General features: G+C 74.1%; 13 protein-coding genes. 9 read left to right on the top strand and 4 right to left on the bottom strand.

All coding sequences use genetic code 11. The features are described 5' to 3' along the window. The first annotated feature begins 199 nt into the window (after positions 1-199). A complete protein-coding gene (locus tag ACZ7LV_RS26185) occupies positions 200-796 on the top strand; it encodes a SigE family RNA polymerase sigma factor (protein WP_401675831.1) in 597 nt (198 codons plus the stop codon). Positions 797-939: 143 nt separating this feature from the next. After that, a complete protein-coding gene (locus tag ACZ7LV_RS26180; RefSeq protein WP_471942672.1) occupies positions 940-1,998 on the top strand; it encodes a hypothetical protein in 1,059 nt (352 codons plus the stop codon). Here the strand turns inward: ACZ7LV_RS26180 and ACZ7LV_RS26175 are convergent. Further along, a complete protein-coding gene (locus tag ACZ7LV_RS26175; RefSeq protein ID WP_471942670.1) occupies positions 1,968-2,810 on the bottom strand; it encodes an SURF1 family protein in 843 nt (280 codons plus the stop codon). The two genes, ACZ7LV_RS26180 and ACZ7LV_RS26175, sit on opposite strands and share 31 nt — an antisense overlap. A 112-nt stretch (positions 2,811-2,922) precedes the next feature. Here ACZ7LV_RS26175 and ACZ7LV_RS26170 point away from each other — a divergent pair, with 112 nt between their 5' ends. Then, positions 2,923-4,752, top strand: coding sequence for a S9 family peptidase (locus tag ACZ7LV_RS26170; RefSeq protein WP_471942668.1), 1,830 nt, complete (start codon positions 2,923-2,925; stop codon positions 4,750-4,752). A gap of 152 nt (positions 4,753-4,904) precedes the next feature. On the opposite strand, the gene ACZ7LV_RS26165 is transcribed toward ACZ7LV_RS26170, so the two are convergent. Continuing rightward, a complete protein-coding gene (locus tag ACZ7LV_RS26165) occupies positions 4,905-6,842 on the bottom strand; it encodes an NAD-binding protein (protein WP_471942848.1) in 1,938 nt (645 codons plus the stop codon). Positions 6,843-7,001: 159 nt separating this feature from the next. Here ACZ7LV_RS26165 and ACZ7LV_RS26160 point away from each other — a divergent pair, with 159 nt between their 5' ends. The 6 genes from ACZ7LV_RS26160 (at position 7,002) to ACZ7LV_RS26135 (ending at position 11,023) form a co-directional block, all read left to right on the top strand. Then, positions 7,002-8,060: a permease gene (locus ACZ7LV_RS26160; protein WP_471942666.1), complete on the top strand. Its 1,059-nt coding sequence runs from the start codon at positions 7,002-7,004 to the stop codon at positions 8,058-8,060. Continuing rightward, complete coding sequence (locus tag ACZ7LV_RS26155; protein ID WP_471942665.1) at positions 8,057-8,758, top strand: TIGR03943 family putative permease subunit; 702 nt, start codon at positions 8,057-8,059, stop codon at positions 8,756-8,758. The genes ACZ7LV_RS26160 and ACZ7LV_RS26155 overlap by 4 nt, the downstream gene beginning before the upstream one ends. Positions 8,759-8,892: 134 nt before the next feature. Further along, positions 8,893-9,336, top strand: a complete 444-nt coding sequence (locus ACZ7LV_RS26150; protein WP_471942664.1) for a hypothetical protein — start codon at positions 8,893-8,895, stop codon at positions 9,334-9,336. Between the two features lie 83 nt (positions 9,337-9,419). Then, a complete protein-coding gene (locus ACZ7LV_RS26145) occupies positions 9,420-9,608 on the top strand; it encodes a ferredoxin (RefSeq protein ID WP_471942662.1) in 189 nt (62 codons plus the stop codon). 19 nt (positions 9,609-9,627) lie between these two features. Continuing rightward, positions 9,628-10,605 carry an FkbM family methyltransferase gene (locus tag ACZ7LV_RS26140; RefSeq protein WP_471942660.1) on the top strand — a complete coding sequence of 326 codons (978 nt, stop codon included), beginning with the start codon at positions 9,628-9,630 and terminating at the stop codon, positions 10,603-10,605. A gap of 61 nt (positions 10,606-10,666) precedes the next feature. Continuing rightward, entirely contained in the window at positions 10,667-11,023 is a 357-nt protein-coding gene (locus tag ACZ7LV_RS26135) for a VOC family protein (RefSeq protein WP_471942658.1), read from the top strand. A gap of 373 nt (positions 11,024-11,396) precedes the next feature. Here the strand turns inward: ACZ7LV_RS26135 and ACZ7LV_RS26130 are convergent, their stop codons facing one another. Both ACZ7LV_RS26130 and ACZ7LV_RS26125 read right to left on the bottom strand, forming a co-directional pair. Next, a complete protein-coding gene (locus ACZ7LV_RS26130) occupies positions 11,397-12,176 on the bottom strand; it encodes a glycosyltransferase family 2 protein (protein ID WP_471942656.1) in 780 nt (259 codons plus the stop codon). Continuing rightward, complete coding sequence (locus tag ACZ7LV_RS26125) at positions 12,170-12,958, bottom strand: GntR family transcriptional regulator (RefSeq protein ID WP_471942654.1); 789 nt, start codon at positions 12,956-12,958, stop codon at positions 12,170-12,172. Before ACZ7LV_RS26125 ends, ACZ7LV_RS26130 begins: the two co-directional genes overlap by 7 nt. Positions 12,959-12,988 lie beyond the last annotated feature (30 nt).

Here is a 12,988-nt window from a genome sequence, read left to right as displayed (position 1 = left end):
ATAGGGGAAGAGCGGGGCGCATGAGGGCATATGGGTCACCGTCAGTCGTGCTGCCTGACGCGAGAACAAGAGTGACGTCCGGCACGTACAACCCTGACGGGGGTGAACGTGTCCAACTGGCGTGGCAGAGGTACTCGACTTCCCCGCGGTGGCCGGCGGCACGGCCCTACGGCCGCCCAGGCGGCCCGTACGCACCCGTATGCCCGGCACGCCCGGCGGCATGCCGGTGATCGCGCCCATGCCCGCAGCGCGGCCCGCCCGCATCCCCGGTCAGCGTGACGGAGCCGAAGACGCCGCGGCGGCCGGCACCACCGTCGACCACCTCACCGAGACCTACCGCACGCACTACCGGTCGCTGCTCGGTCTCGCCGCGCTCCTCCTCGACGACACGGCCTCCTGCGAGGACGTCGTCCAGGAGGCCTTCATCCGCGTCCACTCCGCCCGCAAACGCGTCCGCGACCCCGAGAAGACGCTCGCCTATCTGCGCCAGACGGTCGTGAACCTCTCGCGCTCCGCGCTGCGCCGCCGCATCCTCGGCCTGAAGCTGCTCTCCAAGCCGATGCCGGACATGGCGAGCGCCGAGGAAGGGGCCTACGACCAGCTGGAGCGCGACTCCCTCATCAAGGCGATGAAGGGGCTGCAGCGCCGGCAGCGCGAGGTCCTGGTCCTGCGCTACTTCGCGGACATGACCGAGGCCCAGGTCGCCGAGACGCTCGGCATCTCGCTGGGCTCGGTGAAGGCGTACGGCTCCCGCGGCATCGCCGCGCTGCGGATAGCCATGGAGGCGCCGGCATGACCGGGAAGCCTCGTGAGCGGGGGGAGCCCGCGCGGTGGGGTCGGGCGCGTGAGGCGTCCGACGACTCCTCGTCCGATATCTTGCCCGAGCCCGCAGAGGCGCACGAGCAGGAGCCGAAGCAACCGCACGCTGGGAACGGAACTGTGAACCACGGCCTCGACGACCAGAGCCCCGACGGGCTCGACTCGGACGAGCTGGCACTGCGCAGGATGCTGCATCAGGCGGTGCACGAGATCGAGCCGCGCGACGGCACGCTCGACCATCTGCGGCGGGCGGTGCCCGCCCGCCGGGCGCGCAAGCGGCAGGCCGCCGTCGGCATGGCGGCGGCGGCGCTCTTCGTGTGCACCGCCGTCCCCGCGCTCGTCCACGTCTCCGGCTCCACCGGCCCCGACGCCAACCCCTCGATCGCCGGCCACGGCGCGCAGGCGCAGGGCGGCGCGAGCGAGGGCGGCAGCACCGAGGGCACCGGCGGCACCTCGGGCGGGTCCACGGGCACGGACCGGGACAAGGGCCAGGACAGCCCCGAGAAGGACGACAAGCGCACCGGCGCCAGCCCGAGCAGCGGCGTCGTCGACGACAGCACCGACGGCGTCTACCCGTCGGCCACCAGCGCGGTCACGGACCCCGTCTGCACGGCGGCCCAGCTCGGCTCGGCCACCGCGACGGCCGCGGTCGCCGACACCGCGGGCGCGGTCTACGGCACGTTCCGGATCACCAACGTCTCCGCCGCCGGCTGCACGGTCGGAGGCGCCGGCGCGGTGACCCCGCTGGCACAGGGTGCGGCGGACGCCACCAAGATCAGCGTCGCCGCGCACACGACGGGCGACGCGGCGGCCGGCCTGCCCGACCCGGCCCTGGAGGTCCCGCAGCTGGTGCTGGCCCCCGGCGCCGCATACGAGGTGCGGTTCGCCTGGGTGCCCTCGGAGACCTGTCCGGCCGACCCCGGCGGTGACAACGGCGGCGAGACCGGCGGCCCCTCGCCCGACCCGACGCCCACGGACGACCCCGGCACCACGACGTCGGGCAGCTCGACCGGCGGCGACACGGGCACGTCGACGCAGCTCATGACCGAGGTCGGTACGCAGGACGGAAGCGTCGTCGTCTCCTACACGGCGGAGGCCGGGTCGCCCACGGTGTCGGCGACGGTGCCGAACGCGTGCGCGGGGACGGTCTACCGCACCGGCGTGCTGTCGGTCTCGTAGGCGTCCGAGGAGGTCGCCCGCCCCGGGTCCGGCGCGCCGTCGGGCGGGGTGTCCGCGGCCAGGAGCCCCATCTCGGCGTCGCGCTGGAACTCCACCTCACGGCGGAACAACCGGAACCACATGAACACCACGAACCCGGCGAAGACGAACCATTCGCCGGTGTACCCGAGGTTCTGGAAGGCCTTGAGATCGAGCCCGGTGTCCGGGGCCGCGCTCACCGGCACGGCCCGCATCCCGGAGTCGCCCTTGTCGAGCGTGACCCAGGCGTCGTAGAAGTCGTACGGCACGAGGTTCACCAGCGAGGCGGAGCTGATCGCGCCGGTCTGGCCGGCCGGCAGTCCGGCCCGCGCGCTGACGCCGTTCTCGCCCGGGTTCTCCGAGGCCTGGAGCGCACCCCTGACGGTCACCTCGCCCCGGGGCGGGGCGGGCACCTCGGCCGAGCCGGGGTCGCCGGGCAGCCAGCCCCGCACCACCGGCAGCGCCTTGCCGCCGTCGGTGCGCAGCAGGGTCAGCACGTAGTAGCCCCGCTCGCCGTCCAGCTCGCGGTCCGGGACGAGCAACTGCTCCCCGTACCGGCCGTCGACCGTCGTCGGGTCGCCGGAGGTCTCCTTGTCGACGGGCAGCAGCTCGTCCAGCGGACGGGCGGCCTGCTTCCCGTCCGAGGAGGCCTGCTCCTCGGCGCTGCGATGATCCTCGACCCGCGCCTCGAACCGGCTCAGCTGCCAGGACCCCATGAAGACGCAGAAGGGGATGGCGAGCAGCACGAAGAGGTTGATCCCCCACCATCGGGGCGTCAGCAGAAACCGGTACACGCCCTCAAAGGTACGGGGGGAGCGGGGCGGCGCGGGCCGCGGGGTCCCGAAGTTATCCACAGGCTGGGGACCTCGGGAGCGGGATGCGGTCCGGGGCGGGCAGTATGGGGTCATGACTGAGAGCAACGGGTCCCCCTCGCCCGAGCGGCGCGAGGCCATGCCGAACTGGGAGAAGCGCTTCCGGGCGCCGCGGGTGTCCCTGCCCGACTGGGCGGAGGACGCCCCCGACCGCTCCCTGTTCGTGTCCAACGCGACGGGGACGTACGAGCTGTACGCCTGGGATCGCGCGACGGGTGAGCAGCGCCAGGTGACGAACCGGCCGAACGGCACGACGGACGGCCTGCTCTCCCCGGACGGCGCGTGGATCTGGTGGTTCGACGACAAGGACGGCGACGAGTTCGGCGTGTGGCGCCGCCAGCCCTTCACGGGCGGCGAGGACGAGCTGGCCGTCCCGGGCCTCGACCCGTCCTACCCCGCGGGCCTCGCGCTCGGCCGGGACGGGCGGACGGCGGTGGTGGGACGCTCCACCGACGAGGACGGGACGACGATCCATCTCGCGTACGCGGGCGAGGCGCCGGTGGAGATCTACCGGCACCGGGAGTCGGCGGGGGTGGGCGACCTGTCCCGCGACGGCTCGCTGATCGCCGTCGAGCACACCGAGCACGGCGACGCCATGCACTCGGCGCTGCGCGTGCTGCGCCCCGACGGCACACGGGTCGCCGAGCTCGACGACACCAAGGGCGGCACGGTCGAGCTGGGCCTCGAGGTACTGGGCTTCGCGCCGGTCGACGGGGACGCGCGGCTGCTCATCGGGCACCAGCGGCGCGGCCGGTGGGAGCCGCTGGTGTGGGACGTGACCACGGGCGAGGAGACCGACCTGGCGCTGGACCTGCCGGGTGACGTGAGCGCCGAGTGGTACCCGGACGGCTCGGGCCTGCTGATCGGGCACAGCCACGAGGCGCGCGGCGAGCTCTTCCGCTACGACCTCGGCACCCGCGAGCTGGTGAAGGTCCCGACCCCGACCGGCACGGTCTCGGGGGCGACGGCCCGGCCGGACGGCAGTGTGGAGTACCTGTGGTCGTCGGCGGCCGAGCCGTCGTCCGTGCGGTCCACGGCGGGCGGTGTGGTGCTCGACCCGCCGGGCATGAAGTCGCCCGGTTCGGTGCCCGTGGAGGACGTGTGGGTGGAGGGGCCCGGCGGCCGGATCCACGCACTCGTGCAGAAGCCGGCGGGGGCCACCGGGCCGCTGCCGACCGTCTTCGACATCCACGGTGGCCCGACCTGGCACGACAGCGACTCGTTCGCGGCGGGCCCGGCGGCCTGGGTCGACCACGGCTACGCGGTCGTCCGGGTCAACTACCGCGGCTCGACGGGTTACGGACGGGCCTGGACGGACGCCCTGAAGCACCGGGTCGGCCTGATCGAGCTGGAGGACATCGCGGCGGTCCGGGAGTGGGCGACCGACTCGGGGCTCGCGGATCCGGACCGGCTGATCCTCACCGGCGGCTCCTGGGGCGGCTACCTCACGCTCCTCGGCCTCGGCGTCCAGCCCGACGCCTGGACGATGGGCATCGCCGCGGTCCCGGTGGCCGACTACGTCACCGCGTACCACGACGAGATGGAGGCCCTCAAGGCCATGGACCGCACGCTGCTCGGCGGCACCCCGGAGGAGGTCCCCGAGCGCTTCGAGGCGTCCTCGCCGCTGACGTACGTCGACCAGGTCAAGGCGCCGGTCTACATCTCCGCCGGAGTCAACGACCCGCGCTGCCCGATCCGTCAGATCGAGAACTACGTCAAGCGCCTCCAGGCCCGTGAAGCGGTCCACGAGGTCTACCGCTACGAGGCCGGGCACGGCTCGCTGGTCGTCGACGAGCGCATCAAGCAGGTTCGGCTGGAACTGGACTTCGCGGAGCGCCATCTGAAGGCGCGCGCGGGGAAGTGACGTTCCTCTAGTGACCTCCGCGAAGTGACGTTCCCCTGAGGTTCTCCCGCCCGGGCCCAGCACCCCTGCCGTCCGTCGTGCTGGGCCCGCAGCGGCCGACAGTGCCCCGCTCCGGGCCGCTCTCGCCGCTGACCGTCGGCGCTCGGCGGGGCTCACGACCCGGTTCGCTGCCGGCGTCTACGGCCGAGGAGTTCCGCGAGCCCGCGGCGGGTCGCCGCCAGGACCACACGGTCCTCGGCACGCAGCACATAGGTGGGCGGCAGTTCCCAGACGAGGTCGGAGGCCGCCGCGCGGCCTCTGGACGCCGGGCTCGTCGCAAGATCGGCGCGGCGTTCCCCCGGGGCCGCCGTGTCCAGGGCCAGCACCCGCCAGGAACCGGCGCGGAAGGCGTCGGCCACCGTCCTGCCCTCCAACTGCCGGATGCCCCGCACCTCCACGGCCGCGAACAGCAGCACCCGCCGCTCGACGGGGATCGCCCCCAGCACCTGCCGCCCCATCATCGCCCCGGCGAACGACGGGGCCGCGAGATGCGTGACGCTGCGGCTGCGGGTGAGCGCCCTCGGGTGCGCGGCGCGCAGGGTGCGGTAGACGGCCGCGGCGAAGTCGTCGTCGAAGAGGCGGAGCACGACCCGCAGATCGGGCCGGACGGACCGGGCGTAGAGCACGGCCTCCAGGTTGGTCGTGTCGACACTGGTCAGCGCGAGCAGCGTGTCGGCACGGTGGATCTTCGCGGCCTCCAGGACGCCCTCCTGCGTGACGTCCCCGAGCACCACCGGCACCCGCAGCCGCCGGGCCGTCGCCATGCCCCGCGCCTCGGGGTCGGCCTCGACGCAGACCACCGGGATGTGCAGCTCCCGCAGCCGGGTCAGCACACGCGTGCCGATCTTGCCGAGGCCGAGCAGGACGACGTGCCCGCTGAGCCCGCGCGGCGGCCTGCGCAGCGTCGAGGCGCTGCGGAAGGTGCCGAGGGCCTCCAGCACGGCGGCGAGCAGTACCGGCAGCAGCAGTAACCCGACCACGGCGGACAGGAGTTGGAGGATCTGCCGGCCGAGGGAGGCATCGGTGGCGGGGTCGTCGATGCCGAGGATGTCGAGCAGCGTGAGATAGGTGGCGTGCAGCGGATGGTCGTCCGTGACCACGGTCAGCGCGATCGCCAGCGCCACCACGGCACCCACGAGCCCGGCCAGCGACCACCGCAGCCGCCGCGAGAACAGGGAGGATATCGGCGGTACGACACCCACGGCGCGCCCGCCGGACCCGGGCGCTCCGGCGTAGGAGACCTGTTCCAGCACGACCGTGCCACGACCGGTGGCCGCCGCGACCTCCTCCTCGTCCGGCAGCAGCCGCGGACCCCGGTCCCCGCTGCCCTCCGAGCCGTCGGCCCCCGCCGGGTCGCTGCTCGTCGCCGACAGCAGCGCCAGCGTGCACAGTCCCGGGTCGGCGACCTGTCCCGGCGCGGGCGGCGTCCGCTCCACGGCGCGCAGCAGCAGCCCGTCGGTCTGCACGACCTTGCTGGTGCCGACCAGGGCGGTCGCGGCCAGCGCGGGCGCGGCGGTGTCGGCGTCGGACAGCACGGTGGTGGAGGCGTCGAAGCCGCCGCCCGCCCCGCCGGTCGCGAGCCCGGAGGCCTGGTCGAGGAGTTCCTCGATGTGCTGGCCGAGCCGCCGGTTGTAGAGACGCAGGACGATGCGCAGCCGGGGGTTGAGGCGGCGGGCGGTGAGTGCGGCGCGGATGTTGGTCTCGTCGTCGTCGTACACGAGCGCCAGCGCGGTGGCCCGCTCCACGCCCGCCTCGGCGAGCACCGCCTCGGACGGTTCGGCGGCTTCCACCAGCCGCACACCGCTGCTGCTGGTGCCGCCGCCGCTGGCGCCGCTGTCGCCGTTCGGCGGTGTGCCGTTGCCCGCGGCGCGCCCGGCGGCGGCCACCATCCGGTCCAGCAACGCCGCCGACGCGGCCCGGGCCCGGCCCACGACCGGTTGCGGCACCGGCCGTTCGGAGGGCGGCGCGACGAGCGTCACCTGCTCCTCGTACACGCCCCTGAGTTCGGCCGCGAGCCGGTGCGCGAGCCCGTCGTCACCGCACACCACCATGTGCGCGGGCGCCTCGCCCGGCCGGCCCTGATTCGGAACGCTCGCCACGAGGGGAAAGACTGCCCCAACGAGACCGATGGTTCCAGCAACGGATTGAACGCCCGTTCCGATTCAGCCGTATCGAAGAGGAGCCGCCCCGCGCAACGGAGGACCCCACCCGTGGCCGTCACCGTCCCCGAGCCACCGCACCCGTCACCGCCCGGGGCGACGCCCGCGCTCCCCCCGACGTCCCCGCCGCCGTCCCCCACCCCCGGCGGGGACGGCGACGGCTGGCACCTCAGCTCCCCCCTGGTCCTGACCGTCACCTTGCTCCTCCTGCTGCTCGCCCAGGCCCCGATCCGCCGTGCCCTGTCCGCGCCGGTGATGCAGAGCTGGACCACGGTGTTCGTCGCGGTGGTCGTGCAGGCCCTGCCGTTCCTCGTGCTCGGGGTGCTGCTGTCGGCGGCCGTCGCCGTGTTCGTACCGGCGTCCGTGTTCGCCCGCGCGCTGCCGGCCAGGCCCGCCGCGGCGGTTCCGGTGGCGGGGCTGGCCGGAGCGGTCGTCCCCGGCTGCGAGTGCGCCTCGGTGCCGGTGGCGGGGGCGCTGATCCGCCGGGGAGTGGCCCCCGCGGCCGCCTTGGCGTTCCTGCTCGCCGCGCCCGCGATCAACCCGATCGTGCTGACCGCGACGGCGGTCGCCTTCCCGGGCCACCCCGAGATGGTGGCCGCCCGGTTCGTCGCGAGCCTGGCCGCGGCCTGCGTGATGGGCTGGCTGTGGATGCGGCTCGGCCGCGCCGACTGGCTGCGCCCGCCGCCGCGTCCGTCGTACGAGGGGCAGGGCAGGGGAGCGGCGTTCTGGGGGTCGGTGCGGCACGACGTGATGCATGCCGGAGGGTTTCTCGTGATCGGCGCGATGGCGGCCGCGACGCTGAAGGCGGTCGTCCCCGAGGGATGGCTGCGGGTGGCCGCGGGCAACCCGGTGGTGGCGGTGCTGGCCCTGGCCGTGCTCGCCGTGCTGCTGTCGATCTGTTCGGAGGCGGACGCGTTCGTGGCGGCGTCGCTGACGCAGTTCTCGCCGACGGCACGGCTGGCGTTCCTGGTGGTGGGACCGATGGTGGATCTGAAGCTGTTCGCGATGCAGGCGGGCACGTTCGGCCGCGGCTTCGCCCTGCGTTTCGCGCCGGCGACCTTCGCCGTCGCCGTCGGGGTGTCCGTGCTGACCGGGGCGGTGCTGCTGTGAACCGGCACACGCAGGCGGCCGTGCTGTGCCTGCTCGGGGTGTCCCTGCTGCACGCGGGCGCCACGGACCTGTCGCTGCGCTACGTCAAGGCGGGTCTGCGGCCGTTGCTGCTGGTGGCGGGGGTGGTGCTGGTCGCGGCGGCGGTCGCGACGGTCTGGTACGAGCGTCGGGGGCCGGCCTCGGACGCCCACCACGAACCACGCGTCTCCTGGCTCCTGCTCCTGCCGGTCCTCGCGCTGATCCTGATCGCCCCGCCGGCCCTCGGCTCGTACAGCGCGATGCGCACCGGCACGGCCCTGCAACGGCCGCCCGCCTACGCCCCGTTGCCCTCCGGCGACCCGGTCCGGCTCGGGGTCGTCGACTACGCGAGCCGGGCGGCGTACGACGAGGGCCGCACCCTGCGCGACCGCAGGGTCAGGATCACGGGGTTCGTGGCGCTGGACCGGGCGGGCACCCCGTACCTGGTCCGCATGGCGCTCAACTGCTGTGCCGCCGACGCCCAGCCGGTGAAGATCGGGCTGGCCGGACGGGTCCCGCCGGTGCTGCAACCGGACAGCTGGCTGGAGGTCACCGGCACCTACACCCCGAGACGGACCCGCGACCCGGTGGGTGGCGGACCCATCCCGTACATCGAGATCACGAGCGCCGAGCCGGTGCGGACGCCCGCCGACCCGTACGACGAGAGCTGGAACAACTGAGCCGACCCGGGGCGACGCGCTGGTCATCTGACGCTCCGTCAGTTATGGTCCGACCGCCGTTACCGAAGGGGTGATGTCCCGTGCCGTCATGTCCCCAGAGCCCGCAGCCGACGGGCACTCCACGCTGGGTCGCGATGTTCTACGAATCCTCCTCCGCGTCCTGGCGGGTCGGTGCGGAGTCGCCGTACCGGGTTCCCGTGCAGTACGCCGTGGGCGAGATGACCCAGACCCTGCGGGCCCGCGGCCAGGATCCGGTCATGGCCCTGTGGGGGCCGCGGGACGGCGCCTGGCAGCGGATCGACGCGCCCGCCGCCGCTCCTGCCCCCGAGGCCGCCGCCGCTCCCGCCGCCGAGCCGTCCTCCGCGGACCCGGCTCAGCCCTCCCAGCTGACCGAGCGCCTCACCGACCGCCGCCACCAGGTGCTCCTCGCCGCGCTGCACCGCGCCGGACTGTACGACCTCGCCCCGGACGACGAGGCGGCCGTGCGGGCGGTCGTGGAACGGCTGGACGAGACGACGGTCCGCAGGGTCGCCCACTGGCTCACTCTCGCCGCCGACCGGCGTCCCCCGGTTGGGTGAGGGGACCGACGGGCAGGGAAAGGGACGTAGGTGTCGGTTCCGATCCGCCCGTCGGCCCCCGGCCGAAGGCGTCTGGAGTGGGAATGAAGCTCTCCGTCGACCCCGAGCGGTGCTACGGCTCCGGTGACTGCGCGTACCGGGTTCCGTCCGTCTTCACGCTGGTGGACGGCTACGGCGCGGTCGTCCCGGGACGGGAGGACGGCGGGGGTGAGCCCGCGGTCCGGGAGGCGGTCGAGGGCTGCCCGTCCCAGGCCATCACGGTCACCGAGTAGCGCCGGGCCCGCCGACCGGATGAGCCGTTCCCGTACGGCAGCCACGTCACCCGCCGCGCCCCTCGCGGCCACGGCCGTCACCGCGGCCACGGAGGCCCTGGTCACCCTCGGCAGCCGCTACGTACGGCACGCGCCCGGCGCGTTCGGCAAGGCGGCCCTCGCCGCCCGCGTGCTGAACCCGTATCTGCGTGACCATCCGCGGCGGCGCGTCGTCCGAACGCGCTCGGGCGCGCGTTTCGCGGTCGACACCGAGGACCTGATCCAGCGCTACCTCTACCTCTTCGGCGCCTGGGAACCCCATATGAGCGCCTGGCTGCGCGGCCGCCTCGGACCCGGTGACGGCTTCGTCGACGTCGGCGCCAACATCGGGGTCTTCAGCGTCCTGGCCGCGCGACTCGTCGGGGACGCGGGACGGGTCGTGGCCGTCGAGGCGTCGCCCGCGTGCCACCGGCGCCTGGAGCGGCACGTCCGGCTCAACGGCTGCCGCACGGTACGCGCCGTCAACGCCGCGGCGTCCGACCGCCGTCAGAGACTGACCTTCACCCTCGCCAGCTCCCGCAACACGGGCGCGAACAGCATCGTCCCGTACGACGGTCCCGCCGAGGCCGTCTTCGAGGTCGACGCCGCTCCGCTGCCCGACCTGCTCGCACCGGGCGAGCTGGAGAGCGCCCGGGTGATCAAGATAGACGTGGAGGGGGCGGAGGGAGCGGTCGTGCGGGGCCTCGCGCCCCTGCTGGGCGGGCTCCGGCCCGATGCCGAGATCGCGGTCGAGGTGACACCCGCGCGGATGGCCGCGCTCGGTGACTCCGTCGAGGAGCTGCTGGAGACCATGGCCGGGGCCGGCTTCCACGTCTTCCGGCTGGCCAACGACTACGACCCCGCGAGCTATCCGCCCGCCCTCGGCGGTCCCCGCCGGGTGCCGCTGCGCTGGCGTGCCCCGGTCACCGAGGAGAGCGACCTGGTCTTTTCGCGCACGGACGCCGAGGCGCTGCCCTGACATCCGCCGACATCCGACGGGCAGTCAGTAAGGTGCGAAACGGATGAAAGGGGTCCCCATCGTGGCCATCAGGACCGTCTACGCCGTCATTCCCGTCGCCGACTTCGCCGCGGCCCGCGCCTGGTACGAGCGCCTCTGGGGCCGGCCGGCCGACCGGGACCCCATGAGCGGGCTGGCGGAGTGGGAGGTCATCGCCGGCGGCGCGATCCAGCTGCTCCTGGAACCCGACCGCGCGGGCTCGGCCATGCTGACGCTGGCGGTCGACGACGTCGTCGAGGAGGTCCGGCTCGCCGCGGAACGGGGCCTGGACCTGGGCGCGGTCCAGGAGACCCCCGAGGGCCGCTACCGCATCGCCGCGGCCAACGACCCGGCCGGAAACGTCGTCACCGTCGCCCAGGAGATCCTCCGCCCGTCCTGACGCCCGCGCGAACAGCCCCACCGAGCCGTGGCGCGGTCGTACGCACAGCGGCGCGCCGCTGTCTCGTCCCCTGCGTCCGGGAGTGCGCCGCTGTCCGGTCTCGTGTGTCGGGGAGTGCGCCGCTGTCCTGTCCCCCTGCGTCCAGGGGCGCGCCGCTGTCTGGTCTCCTGCGTCCGGGAGTGCGCCGCTGTCCGGTCTCCTGCGTCCGGGAGTGCGCCGCTGTCCTGTCCCCCTGCGTCCGGGAGCCCGCCGAGTCCTGGTGAAGCCGGTCCTCTTCGCCGCGCTGGGACCGTCGTGGCGTCCGCGTCCAAGGGGCGCCGGGTCGCTCTGCCCCTGGTCCTGGGGGCCCGCCCGTTCGGGGCGGGCGACGTCGTCACGACGTGCCGTTCGGCGGATACCCCCAGCCGAACTCCGCCAGTGCCAGGGCCCGTGCCTCCGCCACCGCCATGCGTGCCGCCCGCTCCTCCGGGTCGACGTGCGGGGCCTGGCCCGTCACCTGGCCCTCCCACTTCCGGTAGAGGAGCCCCACCTCCGCCGAGAACCACCCCCGGCTCACCGCGTTCAGCGCCAGCAGCAGCCCCGTGTCCTCGGACGCGGGCAGCGCCATCCAGCCGCCGAGCGCCACCAGCAGGTCCCGGCGTACGCAGAGCGACGCCGGATGGACCGGGGCGCGGAAGTCGTTCGCCCGCCAGAATCCGAGCACGTCGCCGCGCTCGATCGGCCCGTCCTCGGGGTCGCCCGGGAAGCCGGCCGTCGAACCGTCCGGCCACAGGTCCAGCACCCGCGACGTCACCCATCCGATCTCTGGGTCGGCCTCCAGCACCGCCAGATCGCGGGCCAGCACACCGGGCGCCAGCTGGTCGTCGGCGTCCAGGACCTTCACGTACTCGCCCCGCGCCCGCGCCAGCGCGATCGTGCGCGCCACCCCGGGCCCGCCACGCCGTCCCTGACGGAACGTCACCCGCAGGTCCTCGGGCACGTAGGGACGGACGTCCTCCGACCCGCCGTCCTCCTGGATCACCCAGCGCCACTCCCAGCCCCGCGGCAGCCGCTGCTCGCACAGCGACTTGTAGGCGTCGGGCAGGAAGCGGGCCGACGGCGGGTGCACCGCGGTGACGATCACGACGTGCCGTGTCACGGCAACCTTCACCACCTCTCCAGGGTCGTGGTGAAGAGCAGCTCGGTGCGGTCGCCCGGCAGCGTGACGTCGGTGATGTCCACGACCCGGCCCTCGGTGTCGTACGACCTCTTGTGCAGCAGGATCACCGAGGTCCCCGGCGGCAGGTCCAGCTCGGCGGCCTCCTCCGGCGTCGGCGGCCGGGCCGTGAAGCGTTCCTCGATGCGCTCCACCTCGATGCCGACGGTGCGCAGCTGGTGCTGGGTGCCGCCCGGCCAGGGCTCGTTGCCCTGGTCCAGCAGGGCGGGGTTCGCGGCGATCACGTCGCGGACCAGGTAGGACGTGACCAGGCTGAAGGGCGCGGTCTCCGTCGCGCACCGGGTGCGGTACGTCCGCTCCAGCAGGACCGTGCGCTCGGGGACGCCGAACCCCCGCGCCAGCGCCGCGGACGCCTTGACCTCGCGATAGCTCGCGTGGAAGACCAGGTCCCCGGCGTCCAGACCGGTCTCGCGTTCCGTCGCGCCGGTGGCCGCCCGCTGGGGCAGCGGCCGACGGGCGCGGTCCTTCTCCCACTGGTGACGCCTGTTGTCGCGGACCGCGAGCGTGCGCGGACGGCGGACGAAGTTGCCGAGGCCGTGCCGCTTGTCGATGAGGCCTTCCTCGCTGAGCAGCCGCAGCGCGTTCTGGATCGTCGGCACGCTGCGCCGGTACCGCTCGGCGAGTTCCGTCTCGGCCGGCAGCCGTTCTCCGGGTCTGCGTTCGCCCTCGCGGATGGACCGGCGGATGTCTTCCGCGATCACCTCGTACGCCTTCGGCACACGCGTCAGCGTACGGCTCCTCAAGAGGAC

It is taken from the genome of Streptomyces sp. NPDC107562 (assembly GCF_055657325.1).
Note: the sequence above shows the minus strand (reverse complement) of the source record. Positions and strands in the feature narration are given on the sequence as shown.